This is a genomic window from Streptomyces sp. NPDC056144 (assembly GCF_042264145.1).
Taxonomy (GTDB): Bacteria; Actinomycetota; Actinomycetes; order Streptomycetales; family Streptomycetaceae; genus Streptomyces.
In genome coordinates, this window is the sequence record NZ_JBHJVF010000016.1 from 98,763 (window position 1) to 113,892 (window position 15,130).

Annotated in this window: 13 protein-coding genes; 3 read left to right on the forward strand and 10 right to left on the reverse strand. The window is 72.3% G+C overall.

Annotated elements, in window-relative coordinates:
* Positions 1-116 precede the first annotated feature (116 nt).
* Together ACFC0Z_RS32585 and ACFC0Z_RS32590 are read right to left on the reverse strand one after the other, a co-directional pair.
* The gene (locus tag ACFC0Z_RS32585; protein WP_318106551.1) at positions 117-407 is read right to left on the reverse strand and encodes a DUF3039 domain-containing protein; all 291 of its coding nucleotides are present in this window, start codon (positions 405-407) and stop codon (positions 117-119) included.
* Positions 408-460: 53 nt separating this feature from the next.
* Positions 461-1,021, reverse strand: coding sequence for a YqgE/AlgH family protein (locus tag ACFC0Z_RS32590; RefSeq protein ID WP_360800741.1), 561 nt, complete (start codon positions 1,019-1,021; stop codon positions 461-463).
* 276 nt (positions 1,022-1,297) lie between these two features.
* Here ACFC0Z_RS32590 and murA point away from each other — a divergent pair, with 276 nt between their 5' ends.
* Positions 1,298-2,644 carry a UDP-N-acetylglucosamine 1-carboxyvinyltransferase gene (murA, locus tag ACFC0Z_RS32595; protein ID WP_376445682.1) on the forward strand — a complete coding sequence of 449 codons (1,347 nt, stop codon included), beginning with the start codon at positions 1,298-1,300 and terminating at the stop codon, positions 2,642-2,644.
* 151 nt (positions 2,645-2,795) lie between these two features.
* Here murA and ACFC0Z_RS32600 read toward each other — a convergent pair whose 3' ends face one another.
* The 7 genes from ACFC0Z_RS32600 to ACFC0Z_RS32630 form a co-directional block, all read right to left on the reverse strand.
* On the reverse strand, positions 2,796-3,077 hold the full coding sequence (locus ACFC0Z_RS32600) for an HU family DNA-binding protein (protein WP_017237029.1): 282 nt from the start codon (positions 3,075-3,077) through the stop codon (positions 2,796-2,798).
* Between the two features lie 334 nt (positions 3,078-3,411).
* Entirely contained in the window at positions 3,412-4,818 is a 1,407-nt protein-coding gene (locus ACFC0Z_RS32605; protein ID WP_376445684.1) for an NAD-dependent malic enzyme, read from the reverse strand.
* Positions 4,819-5,231: 413 nt separating this feature from the next.
* The gene (locus ACFC0Z_RS32610; RefSeq protein ID WP_376445687.1) at positions 5,232-7,601 is read right to left on the reverse strand and encodes a HelD family protein; all 2,370 of its coding nucleotides are present in this window, start codon (positions 7,599-7,601) and stop codon (positions 5,232-5,234) included.
* Between the two features lie 63 nt (positions 7,602-7,664).
* Positions 7,665-8,189: a GNAT family N-acetyltransferase gene (locus tag ACFC0Z_RS32615; protein WP_376445689.1), complete on the reverse strand. Its 525-nt coding sequence runs from the start codon at positions 8,187-8,189 to the stop codon at positions 7,665-7,667.
* Positions 8,190-8,221: 32 nt separating this feature from the next.
* Positions 8,222-9,370 (reverse strand): uroporphyrinogen-III synthase, encoded by a 1,149-nt coding sequence (locus tag ACFC0Z_RS32620; protein WP_376445692.1) that lies wholly within the window; start codon positions 9,368-9,370, stop codon positions 8,222-8,224.
* An 84-nt stretch (positions 9,371-9,454) separates the two neighbouring features.
* A complete protein-coding gene (locus tag ACFC0Z_RS32625) occupies positions 9,455-10,810 on the reverse strand; it encodes a nitrate/nitrite transporter (protein WP_376445694.1) in 1,356 nt (451 codons plus the stop codon).
* Positions 10,811-11,069: 259 nt separating this feature from the next.
* Entirely contained in the window at positions 11,070-12,065 is a 996-nt protein-coding gene (locus ACFC0Z_RS32630; protein WP_376445697.1) for a LysR family transcriptional regulator, read from the reverse strand.
* 83 nt (positions 12,066-12,148) lie between these two features.
* On the opposite strand from ACFC0Z_RS32630, the gene ACFC0Z_RS32635 reads away from it, so the two are divergent.
* Together ACFC0Z_RS32635 and ACFC0Z_RS32640 are read left to right on the forward strand one after the other, a co-directional pair.
* Positions 12,149-13,429 carry an MFS transporter gene (locus ACFC0Z_RS32635; RefSeq protein WP_376445699.1) on the forward strand — a complete coding sequence of 427 codons (1,281 nt, stop codon included), beginning with the start codon at positions 12,149-12,151 and terminating at the stop codon, positions 13,427-13,429.
* 26 nt (positions 13,430-13,455) lie between these two features.
* Positions 13,456-13,905 (forward strand): MarR family winged helix-turn-helix transcriptional regulator, encoded by a 450-nt coding sequence (locus ACFC0Z_RS32640; protein ID WP_376445701.1) that lies wholly within the window; start codon positions 13,456-13,458, stop codon positions 13,903-13,905.
* Positions 13,906-13,943: 38 nt separating this feature from the next.
* Here the strand turns inward: ACFC0Z_RS32640 and ACFC0Z_RS32645 are convergent, their stop codons facing one another.
* Positions 13,944-15,005, reverse strand: coding sequence for an LLM class flavin-dependent oxidoreductase (locus ACFC0Z_RS32645; protein ID WP_376445704.1), 1,062 nt, complete (start codon positions 15,003-15,005; stop codon positions 13,944-13,946).
* Between the last annotated feature and the right edge of the window lie 125 nt (positions 15,006-15,130).

The following is a 15,130-nucleotide window of genomic DNA, read 5'->3' on the forward strand; positions in this document are numbered from 1 at the left end:
TTTCGTCTGGCACAACAGGCGCGAGACTACCCCCGGAAAAGGGAACGGCCCCCGTCGCGCGCACCTTCACGTGCGCGCGGCAGGGGCCGCCCCGGGGCTCAGAGGCTCAGGAAGGGTTACTTCTTGTCCTTGCCGCCCTTGTCCTTGTCGCCACCGCCGGCGCCCATGGACTCGTAGATCTCCTTGCACATCGGACAGACCGGGTACTTCTTGGGGTCGCGCCCCGGTACCCAGACCTTTCCGCACAGCGCCACGACGGGAGTCCCGTCGAGGGCGCTCGCCATGATCTTGTCCTTCTGGACGTAGTGGGCGTAGCGCTCGTGGTCGCCGTCACCGTGGGACACCTGCGGAGTCGGCTCCACGAGGGTTCCCGTACCTGCCCCGCGCTCGGGCTCGAGAGTGCTCATAACCGCCAAGGGTACTGAAAGCCGCGGGCCTCGTACGGCGGGGCTCGGGCGGCTCAGTTGAGGGACGGGTCGTCGGGGTAGGTCGCGATCATCGCGAGCTCCCCGCGCTGGCGGCGCAGGACCTGGCGCCAGAGGGTCTCGGGGTGCGGGGCGGAGACGTCGCCGGGCTCGGACTCGACCACGTACCAGGCGCCGTCGGCGAGCTCGGACTCCAGCTGGCCGGGGCCCCAGCCGGCGTACCCGGCGAAGATCCGCAGCGAGCCGAGGGCGGGCCCGAGCAGCTCGGGCGGGGTCTCCAGGTCGACCAGGCCGATCGCGCCGTACACCCGCCGCCAGCCGAGGGGGCCCTCGTCGCCGGGGATGACGGCGACGCCGAGCGCCGCGTCGAGCGAGACCGGGCCGCCCTGGAAGACGACCTCCGGCTCGCCGGCGAGCCCGGCCCAGGGCGCGAGGACGTCGCCGACGGTGACGGGCGTCGGCCGGTTGAGGACCACGCCGAGCGAGCCCTCGTCGTCGTGGTCGAGCAGCAGGACGACCGCGCGGTCGAAATTCGGGTCCGCCAGCGCGGGGGTGGCCACGAGCAGCCGTCCTGTGAGCGAGGACACCTCGGTCATGCGACACATGATCCCGCATCCCGGCCGTTCGCGGGGAGCGGAGGGCGGGAACCGGGGAAGCCGGTGAACCGTCGCAGTTCACGAGGGCGAAGACGGCACCCGCCGGGGAGGCGGGACAAAGAAGCGGAGGGTAACACTCCGCGAGATCGCGGCCACACAACGTGTTGTGCCGAATTCATTACATCTGACAGGCCCCCCAAGGCACCCGATCGGGGTCCGCGCGCCCCTTACCCTTTTCTCTGGCCACCCGACCGACCCGACCGGAACGCGAGATTCATGACCGGCACAGACAGCCAAGACGTCCTGCTTGTCCACGGCGGAACCCCGCTGGAGGGCGAGATCCGCGTCCGCGGCGCGAAGAACCTCGTGCCCAAGGCGATGGTCGCCGCCCTGCTCGGCAGCGGTCCCAGCCGACTGCGCAACGTGCCCGACATCCGTGACGTCCGCGTGGTCCGCGGGCTGCTCCAGCTGCACGGTGTGACGGTCCGCCCGGGCGAGGAGCCCGGTGAGCTCGTCCTGGACCCGACGCACGTGGAGTCGGCGAACGTCGCCGACATCGACGCGCACGCCGGCTCGTCCCGCATCCCGATCCTCTTCTGCGGCCCGCTGCTGCACCGCCTCGGCCACGCCTTCATCCCGGGCCTCGGCGGCTGCGACATCGGCGGTCGGCCGATCGACTTCCACTTCGACGTCCTGCGCCAGTTCGGCGCGACGATCGAGAAGCGGGCGGACGGCCAGTACCTGGAGGCCCCGCAGCGTCTTCGCGGTTGCAAGATCCGCCTCCCGTACCCCTCGGTCGGCTCGACCGAGCAGGTGCTGCTCACGGCCGTCCTGGCCGAGGGCATCACGGAGCTGTCGAACGCGGCCGTGGAGCCCGAGATCGAGGACCTCATCTGCGTGCTGCAGAAGATGGGCGCGATCATCTCCATGGACACCGACCGGACCATCCGGATCACCGGTGTCGACAAGCTCGACGGCTACACCCACCGCGCCCTCCCGGACCGCCTGGAGGCGGCCTCCTGGGCGTCGGCGGCGCTGGCCACCGAGGGCAACATCTACGTGCGCGGCGCCCAGCAGCGCTCGATGATGACCTTCCTCAACACCTACCGGAAGGTGGGTGGCGCCTTCGAGATCGACGACGAGGGCATCCGCTTCTGGCACCCGGGCGGCGAGCTCAACGCCATCGCCCTGGAGACGGACGTGCACCCCGGCTTCCAGACCGACTGGCAGCAGCCGCTGGTCGTGGCCCTGACGCAGGCCTCCGGCCTCTCCATCGTCCACGAGACGGTCTACGAGTCCCGGCTCGGCTTCACGTCCGCGCTCAACCAGATGGGCGCGCACATCCAGCTCTACAAGGAGTGCCTCGGCGGCTCCGACTGCCGCTTCGGCCAGCGGAACTTCCTCCACTCGGCCGTCGTCTCGGGCCCGACCAAGCTCCAGGGCTCCGACCTGGTCATCCCCGACCTGCGCGGCGGCTTCTCGTACCTGATCGCGGCGCTGGCGGCCCAGGGCACGTCCCGGGTCCACGGCATCGAGCTGATCAACCGCGGCTACGAGAACTTCATGGAGAAGCTCGTCGAGCTCGGCGCGAAGGTCGAGCTGCCGGGCAGCGCGCTGGTGTAGGACGCCGCAGGGGCCCCTACGGGGGCCCGTGCGAACGCCGCGCGACGCCGCGCAACGCCGTACAAACGCCGTACAGGCGCCGTACAGACGCAAACGGAAGGGCGGCCACCCCCTGACAGGGTGGCCGCCCTTCCTGCGCCTGCAGGCGGTCTTACTTGCCCTTGGCGGCTTCCTTGAGCTTCGAGCCCGCGGAGACCTTCACGCTGTAGCCGGCCGGGATGTTGATCGGGTCGCCGGTCTGCGGGTTACGAGCGGTGCGAGCGGCACGGTGGGTGCGCTCGAAGGTCAGGAAGCCGGGGATGGTGACCTTCTCGTCACCCTTGGCGACGACCTCACCGACGGTCTCGGCGAGAGCGGCCAGCACGGCGTCGGCGTCCTTGCGGGTCACCTCGGCGCGGTCGGCCAGGGCGGCCACCAGCTCACTGCGGTTCATGTTGTTACTCCCGTGTTCTTCTTGCCTGTGAGGCGTGCCACGCGGCGGAAGCCGCGCGATTGGGTTCAGCGAAGCCGATGCTGCCAGGGCCCTCGGACAGTCCCCGGACCCGGGTCAAATGACAGACCCTCGCGCCCAAACACGCATCCTGCCCCCACCAGCGGCGGGAAAGCCAATCCGGCACCCCCTGGGGTCACACGAAAAGCGCCGGAGCCCCGGGGTGGTGACGTCGCGTCGACGCCGTGTTTTCGGCGAGGAGCCGAAAAGCCACCCTAAAGGCGGGTTTACGGCATCGCGAATCGCGACGCGCCGTCCACGGGTCTCCGACAGCCTGTCAGCGGGCCGTCTTGGCGGCGTTCCGGACCGCTCCGGCCACCGCGCCGGCGACCTTGTCGTTGAAGACCGACGGGATGATGTAGTTCGGGTTGAGCTCGTCCTCGGAGACCACGTCGGCGAGGGCGGAGGCCGCCGCGAGCATCATCTCCGTGTTGACGGTGCGGGACTGGGCGTCCAGGAGACCGCGGAAGACACCCGGGAAGACCAGCACGTTGTTGATCTGGTTGGGGAAGTCCGAGCGGCCCGTGGCGACGACGGCGGCCGTCTGGCGCGCGGCGGCCGGGTCGACCTCCGGGTCGGGGTTCGCGAGCGCGAAGACGATCGCGCCCTCCGCCATCGCGGCGACGTCCTCCGCGCCGAGCAGGTTCGGGGCCGAGACGCCGATGAAGACGTCCGCGCCGACGACGGCCTCCTTGAGGGTGCCGGTGGCGCCCTCCGGGTTGGTGTTGTCGGCGATCCAGCGCAGCGGGGAGTCGGCCGGGGCGTCCACCAGGTCGGCGCGGTCCGCGTGGACGACGCCCTCGATGTCGGCGACGACGGCGTGCTTCACGCCGGCCGCGATGAGGAGCTTGAGGATGGCCGTACCGGCGGCGCCGGCGCCGGACATGACGACCTTGACGTCCCCGATGCCCTTGCCGACGACGCGGAGGGCGTTGGTGAGGGCGGCGAGGACGACGATGGCGGTGCCGTGCTGGTCGTCGTGGAAGACCGGGATGTCGAGGGCCTCGCGGAGCCGGGCCTCGATCTCGAAGCAGCGCGGCGCGGAGATGTCCTCCAGGTTGATGCCCGCGAAGCCGGGGGCGATGGCCTTGACGATCGAGACGATCTCGTCGGTGTCCTGGGTGTCGAGGCAGATCGGCCAGGCGTCGATGTCGGCGAAGCGCTTGAAGAGGGCCGCCTTGCCCTCCATGACCGGCATCGCGGCCATCGGGCCGATGTTGCCGAGGCCGAGGACGGCGGAGCCGTCGGTGACGACGGCGACGGTGTTGCGCTTGATGGTGAGGCGGCGGGCGTCCTCGGGGTTCTCGGCGATGGCCATGCACACGCGGGCGACGCCCGGGGTGTAGATCATCGAGAGGTCGTCACGGTTGCGGATGGGGTGCTTCGACGCCATCTCGATCTTGCCGCCGAGGTGCATCAGGAACGTACGGTCCGAGACCTTGCCGAGGACGACGCCCTCGATGGTCTTCAGCTGCTGCACGATCTCGTCGGCGTGCGCGGTCGAGGTCGCGGCGATGGTGACGTCGATGCGGAGCTTCTCGTGGCCGGAGGCGGTCACGTCGAGGCCGGTGACCGATCCGCCGTGGGACTCCACCGCCGTCGTGAGCTGGGAGACCGCCGTTCCGCTCGCGGGGACCTCGAGACGGACCGTCATCGAGTACGAGACGCTGGGCGCCGTTGCCATGGCCGGGTTCCTCTGCTTTCCCTGAGCTTCGTTGCTACGCCGCCCCGGCTGGTTGCCCTGGCGGCGCCCTCCGATGGTCGCACCTACCTGCCGGTAGCAGGTAATGCGGTCATTTTGTTTTCGGAAAGTAGTTTCCACCATACGAGAGACGCTGGGGAAACAGAAGAGGCCCCCGTCACCGGAGGTGACTGAGGCCTCAACTTCGTACGTACGTCTAAGTGGCACCGACCCGCCATGCTCGCCTCGCGGCAAGTGGTCCCTCAAAGGGACGAAGGTTGGGCCCGGGGGCTTGGATCGAGCCGGTGCCACGACAAGGCTAACAAACCACCCTGCTTGGTGATTCCAGCGCCACAGGTTGACCTGAAATCGGCCCCGTAAGGGCCAGGGGCGTCAGCCCCCGAGCGAGTCCCGCATCAGTCCCTGAGCAGGTCCGGCACCCCGTCCGCGTCCGGCATGTCCCGGTCCCCCGAGACCACCGTCAGGGCCTGCGTGGAGCGCGTCAGCGCCACGTACAGGACCCGCAGGCCGGCCGGGGACTCGTCGGCGATCTCGGCGGGCGAGACGACGACCGTGGCGTCGTACTCCAGGCCCTTCGCCTCCAGGGAGCCGAGCGCCACCACCCGGTCGCCGAGGTCGGCGAGCCAGCGGGCGGCCTCCCCGCGCCGGTTCATGGCGACGACGACGCCGACCGTTCCCTCGACCTCCGTGAGCAGCCGCTGCGCCTCGAAACGTACGGTTCCGGCCAGATCCGGCCTCGCCTTCGCCGCGTCCCCCTTCGCCGCGTCCCCCTTCCCGGGGACCGTGACGAACCGGGGCCGCACGCCCGTCGAGCGGACCGCCCGGGGCGACTCCTTGCCGGGCATGGCGAGGGCGAGGACCTTGGCGGCGAGCTCGGCGATCTCCGCCGGGTTGCGGTAGTTCACCGTGAGCTCGAAGCGGCGGCGGGGACGGCTGCCGAGGGCCTCGTCGCGGGCCGCGGCGGCCTCGTCGGGGTCGGACCAGGAGGACTGGGCCGGGTCGCCGACGATCGTCCAGGTGGCGTGCCGGCCGCGGCGGCCGACCATCCGCCACTGCATGGGCGTGAGGTCCTGGGCCTCGTCGACGATGACGTGCGCGTACTCGGTCCGCTCGGCGGCGAGCCGCTCGGCCCGCTCGCGCTGCGTCTCCTCGCGCACGGGCATGAGCTCCTCCAGACCCGTCAACTGGTCCAGCGGGTCGTACTCGCGCTTCTTGCGCGGCCGGGCCGGGGCGCCGAGGAGGGTGTGCAGCTCGTCGAGGAGGGCCACGTCGTGCACGGAGAGCTCCGGGCGGCGCAGCGAGCGGGCGAGCCGCCGCACCTCGCCCGGGTTGAGGATCCGGCGCGCCCAGCGGCCGAGCCGCCGCTCGTCCGCCATGGCGTCGAGGACCTGACGGGGGGTGAGCTCGGGCCACCAGGCGTCGAGGAAGCCGAGGAACGCGTCCTCGGTCGACACGTCCTCGTCGAAGGAGGCGCGCAGCTCGGCGGCGAGCTCGGGGTCGCTGTGCCGCCCGGCGGAGCCGGACTTGGCGTACAGCGCGTCGAGGAGCAGGCGGCGGGCACGCGGGCGGAGCAGGTTGACGGGCGCGGTGCCGCCGAGGACGTTGTGGCGGATGCGGCGGAGCTCGTCGGCCTCCAGCTCCAGGCGGCGCCCGAAGGCGACGACCCGGAGCAGGGTGGGCGTCCCGGCGGGAGCGGGCGCGTCGGCCTCCTCCCCCAGTTCGGGCTGGTTCCTCGGGGCCGGGGTCTCCAGGGCGCCCCGGGCGGCCTTGCGGAGCACGGCGAGCATCCGGGAGGAGCCCTTGATCCGGGAGACGGCCGGGTCGTCGTACGCGGTGGCCTCGGCGCCGTCGACGAGCGAGCCGACGGCGCGGATGGCGACCTGGCCCTCCTCGCCGAGGGAGGGCAGGACGCCCTCCGTGTACGAGACGAGGAGCGGGGTCGGGGAGACGATGAGGATGCCGCCGGCGTAGCGCCGCCGGTCCTGGTAGAGCAGGTACGCGGCCCGGTGCAGCGCGACGGCGGTCTTGCCGGTGCCAGGACCCCCCTCGACGTACGTCACCGACGCGGCGGGCGCGCGGATGACGAGGTCCTGCTCGGCCTGGATGCTGGAGACGATGTCCCGCATCGTGTGGCTGCGGGCCTGGCCGAGCGCGGCCATGAGGGCGCCGTCGCCGATGACGGGCAGCTCGTTCCCGTCGAGGGTGGCGCGCAGCTCGGGGCGCATGAGGTCGTCCTCGACGCCGAGGACGCGGCGGCCCTTGGAGCGGATGACGCGGCGGCGGACGACCCGGCCGGGGTCGACGGGGGTCGACCGGTAGAACGGCGCGGCGGCCGGGGCGCGCCAGTCGATCACGAGGGGCGCGTAGTCGGAGTCGAGGACCCCGATCCGCCCGATGTGGAGGGTCTCGCCGATCTCGGCCGTGTTGTCGTCCCGCACGGCGTCCTCGGCGGGCTCGACGGACGTGTAGGCGCCGTCGGGCCCCTTCTTCCCGTCCTTCCCGTACAGGAGGTCGATCCGGCCGAAGAGGAAGTCCTCGAACTCGTTGTTGAGCCGGTTGAGATGGATGCCGGCGCGGAACACCTGCGCGTCGCGCTCGGCGAGCGCGCCTGGCGTGCCGACGTGGCCCTTCTGGGCGGCGTCGTTCATCAGGAACTCCGCCTCGTGGATCTTCTCCTCGAGACGGCGATAGACCTGATCGAGATGTTCCTGCTCGACACCGATCTCACGGTCTACGACCGTGTCCACGGCTTCCTGCGCGGCCACCTAAGGCCCCCTTCTCACGTGCACTGGGCAGCCGTCGAGCGTACGGCACTAGGGGGTGCCGTGTCAGGCGCGCGGAGGCGGGTCGTCGTGCAGCAGCCGCTGGAAGAGGTGGTGGTCGCGCCAGGCACCGGCGATGTGCAGGTATCCGGGCGCGGTCCCGATCCTCCGGAACCCGCTCTTCTCCAGGACGCGTTGCGAGGCGACGTTGTCGAGGAGGGTCGACGCCTCGACGCGGTGCAGACCGAGTTCGTCGCGCGCGGCACGGACGACGTGCTCGACGAGGTCGGTGGCCACGCCCCTCCCCACGTACCCGCCGTCGATCCAGTACCCGAGCGATCCGCTCCGGAACGGCCCGAGCACGATCCCGGACAGGATCGCGGCCCCGACGATCCGCTCCCCGTCCACGACGAACCACCGCACCCCGCCGTCGGCGAGGCGTTCGGCCTGCCCCTCGGGGGTGTAGTAGCGCTCGGGGTCGCGGTAGGGCTCGGTGGCGGCCATGTGGGCCCGGTTGCGGGACAGGGCGAGCGCGAGGGCGGCGGCGTCCTCGGGAACGGCGGGCCGGATGCGGAGGTCGTCGGCGGTCATCCCCGTACGGTACGTCCCGTCGTTCCGGGCCCCTACCCGTCGTACTTCGCGTCCGCCGCCGGGTCCAGCGCCAGCCGGTAGCCCCGCTTCACCACCGTCTGGATCAGCTTCGGCGTCCCGAGGGCCGTCCGCAGACGGGCCATGGCCGTCTCGACGGCGTGCTCGTCGCGGCCCGCGCCCGGCAGGGCGCGCAGCAGGTCGGCGCGGGAGACCACCCAGCCGGGGCGGCGGGCCAGAAGGCCCAGGAGGGCCATCCCGGCGGGCGGGACCGGGCGGAGGAGGCCGTCGACGAGGACCGCGTGCCCGCGGATCTCGACCCGGTGCCCCGCGACCGGCAGCACGCGCGCGCGTGCGGGAAGCTCCGTACAGAGCAGCTGGACGAGCGGCCCGAGCCGGAACCGCTCCGGCTGGTACGTGTCGATCCCCTCCGCCTGGAGCGGAAGCGCCGTCACGGGCCCCACGCACACCGCGAGCACGTCGTGCCGCAGCGCCTCGACGAGCCGGTCCCGTACCCCCCGGTCCGCCGCCCGGACGAACAGCGACGCCGCCGCCGGGGCGCTGGTGAACGTCACCGCGTCCACGCCCCGCGCGAGCACCGCGTCGAGCAGCCGGTCGAGCGGGGCGAGGTCCTCCGGCGGCATCCACCGGTAGACGGGTACGCCGACGACCTCGGCCCCGGCCGCCTCCAGGGTCTCGACGAAGCCGGGCAGCGGCTCCCCGTGCAGCTGGATCGCGATCCGCCGCCCGGCGACGCCCTCGGCGAGGAGCCGGTCGAGGACCTCGGCCATGGACTCCGAGGACGGCGACCAGGTCTCGGTGAGCCCGGCGGCCCGTACCGCGCCCTTCACCTTCGGCCCCCGGGCGAGGAGTTCGACGCCCCGCAGGACGGCGAGGAGCTCCTCCCCGTACCCCCAGCCCTCGGCCGCCTCGACCCATCCCCGGAACCCGATCGCCGTGGTGGCGACGACGACGTCCGGGGCGTGCGCGATGAGTTCCTTCGTCGCGGCGAGGAGTTCGGTGTCGTCCGCGAGCGGCACAATCCGCAGGGCGGGCCCGTGGACGACGGCCGCGCCCCGGCGCCGCAGGAGCGCGATCAGTTCGTCCGCGCGCCGCGCCGCCGTGACGGCGACCGTGAAGCCGGCGAGGGGGCCGACGGGGGCGCCGTGTTCTTGCTCGTCCATGAGGCCAGAGCCTGACGCGGACGCGTGACGGATGAGGTTCACCCGTATTTCCTGGTCGTTACGGTCCGCGCCGGGCACGGTGGCTCACACCTTCGCGTATCCGGGCCGGGGCTCCGCCTCCGTGACCGCGGCCGCGGTCTCGGGCACGGCGGCCGGGCGGCGAAGGTATACCGCCCAGGTGACGAGCATGCAGGCCGCGTAGAAGGCGAGGAAGGCGACGAACGCCCCGGTGCCGGTGCCGGCGGTCTGGAAGGACTGGCGGAAGGCGAGGTTGATGCCGAGCCCGCCGACCGCGCCGACCGCGCCGATGAGCCCCATGGAGGCACCGGAGAGCCGCCGCCCGTACGCCTCGGCCGCCTCGCCGGAGAGGCCCTTGCGGTGCCCCTGCGCGAGGAAGATCGCCGGGATCATCTTGTACGTGGAGCCGTTGCCGAGGCCGCTGAGGACGAAGAGCCCGATGAAGCCGACGAGGAAGACGGTGAGCGACTCGACGACGGAGGCGTAGATGACGACGCCGGTCGCGGCGGCCATCGCCGCGAAGGTCGCGAGGGTGATGCGGGCGCCGCCGTGCCGGTCCGCGAGGGAGCCGCCGACGGGCCGGATGAGGGAGCCGAGGAGCGGGCCGACGAAGGTGAGCGAGGCGGCTTGGAGCGGGGTGCGGCCGAACTGCGTCTGGAGGACGAGGCCGAAGGCGAAGCTGTAGCCGATGAAGGAGCCGAAGGTGCCGATGTAGAGGAAGGCCATGATCCAGGTGTGCCGGGCTCCCACGGCCTCCTTGACCGCGCCGGTGTCGTTCCTGACGGGGGCGAGGTTGTCCATGAAGAGCGCGGAGCACACGGCGGCGATCACGATCAGCGGCAGGTAGACGCCGAGCACGATCCGCGGGTGCATCGCCCCGGCGGTGCCGATGACGAGCAGGCCGACGAGCTGCACGACGGGGACGCCGATGTTGCCGCCGCCCGCGTTGAGGCCGAGCGCCCAGCCCTTCTTCCGCAGCGGGAAGAAGGCGTTGATGTTGGTCATGGAGGAGGCGAAGTTGCCGCCGCCGACGCCGGTGAGCGCGGCGACGAGGACGAAGGTCGTGTACGAGGTCCCCGGCTCCATCACCGCGAAGGCGAACCCGGCGGGCAGCAGGAGCAGCAGGGCGCTGAAGACCGTCCAGTTCCGGCCGCCGAAGCGGGCGACGGCGAAGGTGTACGGGACGCGGATGAGCGCGCCGACGAAGGTGGCGGTCGCGATCAGGAAGAACTTCCCGGCGGGGTCGATCCCGTACTGGGGGCCCATGAAGAGGACCATGACCGACCACAGGCTCCAGACGGAGAAGCCGATGTGCTCGGAGAAGACGGAGAAGAGGAGGTTCCGCCGGGCGATCCGCTCCCCCTGCTCCTTCCAGAACGTCTCGTCCTCCGGTTCCCACCGTTCGATCCAGCGGCCACCCATCACGCACCTCCACGCAGTCGGAACCCTGACCCGACCGACGCTAGGGAGGCCGCGTTTCAGCCCGGTGCCACGAGGTGACGGCGACGGAACCTTGCTCTCACCCGGCGCACGCGAGCTCTGTGAGCGCCCCCCTCTTTTCCAGGGCTCGTTCGCCTCCGGGGCGCTGGAGTCGGGCTCACAGGGCCGACCGTGCTCACCTCCCTCGTTCCTCGGGAGGCTCCGCGCGCTCGGCCCTGTTCCCCCGACGCGCCCCTTCGGCTCACTCGCCGGCCCTACGGGTGGCTGGTTCCCACGGCACTCCGGGCTCCCCCTCCGGCAGCCACGAGCCCGGTGGCCGGTCCAGCCAGCCCTCCCGCGCCCCGATCTCGGCGGCGGCGGCCCGCAGGGCGTCCAGGCCGGCGTGGCGGCGCCCCTTGCGCCACACGAGGCTCACGGGTGACAGGGGTACGGGGTCGACGAGCGGCCGCAGGACGCAGCCCGGCGTCGGCGGGAAACCGACCACGACGAGCACCGGGTTGCGGTGCTTCGCCATGATCCGCCGGAACTCCTCGTGGCCGATCGCCACCGGCCAGGACGTGGCGACCTCGATCCCGCGCCCCGCGAAGAGCCGGGCGGCGAGGTCGGTCCACTCCAGGGTGAGGTCGTTGCCCGCGCCCGCGTAGACCTGCTCCCCGGCCAGCGCGGCGAGCGGCACCTCGGGCAGGCCGGCGTGCGCGTGGTCCTCGGGGAGCAGCACGGCCATCCGCTCGTACCGCACGAGCACGCTGTCGAGCCGCGACCTGAGCTCGGGGGCGAGGCCTCCGTACCGCCCGAAGGAGGCGTCGAGGCGACCGGCGAGGATCTCGCGCGCGGCGCCGGTGAGCCCGCTCTCGTACCGGCTCATCAGCTCCTGGTCGGGGGCGAGTTCGCGGGCCCGGCGCAGCACGCGCTCATGGGCGAGGCCGGGGGTGTTGAGGTCGACGAGGAGGGGCCAGGGCGTGACCCGGAAGGCGTCGGCGAGCTCCTCGTGGGCGGCCAACACCCGGCGGGCGTGCGGGAGAAGGCGCTCGCCGTCCGGGGTGAGGGCGACCTGCCGGGTGGTCCGTACGAAGAACTCGGCGCCCAACTCCCGTTCCAGGCGCCGGATGTCGCGGCTCAGGGCCTGCTGGGCGACGTACAGGCGGGCGGCGGCGCGGGTGAAGTGGAGCTCCTCGGCGACGGCGACGAAGGCGCGCAGGAGACGGGGGTCGGTGTCACGGGGAGCCGGTGAGGTCACCGCGCCATTTAACAACGCAGGTGCGTGAATGGCGACCGATCAGGTGTTGGACCGCCACCCGCCTCCCCCGCGAGCCTTGATCCATGCCGCAAGGATCCCTGACGCGAGCCGACCTCGCCCTGACCCCGGCGGGCCCGGCCCTCGCCCCGCGCTACACCGACCGCCGCCCCCTCCCGAGGGCGACGCCCCGCAACCCCTACCTCCGCCTCTTCGCCCTCCCCGGCACCCGCGCCTTCACCGCGGGCAACCTCGTCGCCCGCCTCCCCACCGGCATGTTCGGCATCAGCGCCGTGGTCATGATCGCGGGCCGGTACGACTCCTACGCCCTCGCCGGGGCCGTCACCGCCACCGGCATGACCGCCGGAGCCCTCACCGCCCCCTGGATCGCCCGGTTCGTCGACCGGTACGGGCAGTCCCGCGTCGCCGTACCGGCCGCCGCGTACGCCGCGCTCGGCCAGCTGGTCCTGCTCCTCTGCGTCCACCAGAAGACCCCGGCCTGGGCGCTCTTCCTGACCGTCGCGCTCACCGCGACGCAGCCCAACATGGGCGGCATGTCCCGGGCCCGCTGGGCGCACCTCCTGCGGGACGACCCGGACGCCCTGCACACCGCGAACTCCTTCGAACAGGCCGTCGACGAACTCTGCTTCATGACCGGCCCGGTCCTCGCCGCCCTGGTCTGCGCGGCACTCTTCCCCGAGGCGGGCACACTCCTCGCGGCCGTCCTCTTCCTCACCGGGGCACTGCTCTTCACGGCCCAGCGCTCCACCGAACCGCCGGTCGCGCCCCGCACCGCCGCGGGCTCCCCGCTGCGCGCCCGGGGCATGGTGCCGCTGCTCGCGGTCTTCCTCGCCACGGGCGCGGTCTTCGGATCGATGGAGGTGGTCGCCCTGGCCTTCGTGGACGGCCCCGTCGCCGGCCCCGTCCTCGCGCTCCAGGCGGCGGGCTCCTGCGCGGCCGGCCTGCTCTACGGCCGCGCCCGCCGCACCTTCGGACTCCGTACGTGCCTGGCGGCGATGACCGTCACGATGGCGATGCCGCTGCTCGCCGCCACGACGAGCTCGCTCCTCGCCCTCGCCGCCGGGCTGCTCGTGGCCGGGATGGCGACGGCCCCGACGATGGTCACGGGCATGGGCCTGGTCCAGCGCCTGACGCCCCCGGCCCAGCTCAACGAGGGCATGACCCTCGCCGTGACCGCGCTGCTCGCCGGGATCGCGGTGGGCTCGGCCACCGGCGGCTGGTCCGCCGACCACGCCCCCTTCCCCGCCTTCGGCTTCCTCGTCCCGGTCACGGCGGCGGCCGCGGCGCTGACCCTGTGCGCGGCGACCGGGGTCGGCCGCCGCGCGCGGGGCAGCAAGACCCCCTAGGAGGTGGCTCGGTACAGTGTGGAGCCATGCGGCAGCGAGAGCGCGAACGGGCACTGTGGGACGCGTTCTTCCACATGGACGCCGAGCTCTGGCAGGTGCTGACCCGCAGACTCCTGCAGGACACCGGGCTGTCCGAGCCCGACTGGCAGGTCCTGGACGGGCTCGGCAACACCGAGGGCCACACCATGCGCGCGTTCGAGCTGGCGAAGGCGTTGATGTTCGGCAAGAGCCGGCTCCACCAGCACGTCGGACGCATGGAGCAGCGCGGGCTGGTGGAGCGGGGGACGGTGCCCGGCGACGCACGCGCCTCGACGGTCTCGCTGACTCCGGAGGGTCTTGAGGTGTTCCGCCGGGCCCAGGCGTACCGGGCCCGGCACATCCGCGAGGAGCTGGTCGGCGCCCTCGGCGCGGACGAGGTGGAGCAGCTGACCGCGATCTCCGCGAAGATCCGCGCGCACGTGCGCCGCGACCGCTGAGGACCGTTGGTCACTGGCCACTGGTCACTGGTCACTGGTCACTCCCAGAGCGTGGTGGGGATCTCGGCGCGCAGCACGGGGGCGACCTCGGCGAAGAACCGTTCGAGGTAGCCGCGGGTGACCGCCAGGTCGGACGTGTAGGTGGAGAAGAACCCCTCGACTCCGACGCCGAAGAGCTGGTTGCCGAACTTCCGCTGCAGTCCGATGAGCTTCTCGGTGATCTGGTCTGCGGTGCCGACCAGCGCCGACCCGTTCTCGACGAAGTCCTCCAGGGACGCGAAGGGGAAGCGGGCGCGGACGCGGTAGTGCTCGGCCACCGAGGCCTCGAACATCGGCCGGGCGATCGCGAGGGCGTCCTGGGAGCGGTCGGTGATGATCGGGGAGTGCACGCCCACGGCGACCAGGGCGGCGTCGGGGTCGTGGCCGTGGAAGGAGAGCCGCTCACGATAGTGGCCGACCAGCTCCAGGTAGTGGCCGATCCGGTCGGTGCCGTTGGCCGAGTAGAGCGGGTCGCCCCAGCGCGCGGCCAGTTCGGTGGAGCGCTTGTCGGTGGCCGAGCCGTGCCAGACCCGGGGCGCCGGCTGCTGGAGGGGCCGGGGTTCCACGGAGGCCTCGGTCAGTGGGGGGCGGTAGCGGCCCTCCCAGGTGACCTTCTCCTCCCGCCACAGCCGTCGCAGCAGTTCGTAGCTCTCCTCCAGCCGGTCCCACAGGTCGGCGGGATCGACGCCGAAGACGCTCGGGGCGACGGCGTCGCCCCCCTTGCCGATGATCAGGTCGAGCCGCCCGCCGCTGAGGTGGTCGAGCGTGGCGTAGTCCTCGGCCGAGCGGACGGGGTCAGTCAGCGACAGCACCGCGACGGTGGTGACGAGGCGGATCCGGGAGGTCCGGGCCGCGATGTGCGACAGGATCACCGCGGGCGAGGCCGACAGCAGGTCCGGGTTGTGCCGCTCGCCGATCCCGAAGGCGTCGTAACCCAGCCCCTCGGCCCAGAGCGCGAGCTCGGTCAGCTCCGCGAACCGCTCGGTCCGGCTGAGCGGCGGGCTCCCCGGCCCCCTGCTGTTCTTGGGGACCAATGTGCTGGCCAGGAATTTCACGGTCATCCCTCCGGTGGGTTCACATGTGAACTCGACGAAGCCAGTCTGGCACGCCGGGCCGCCGACCGAAAGAAGGTCGGACCGACTGCGTGCCGGACCAGGGAGCGGCGCCTGGCGCGGCGAGGTGCCGC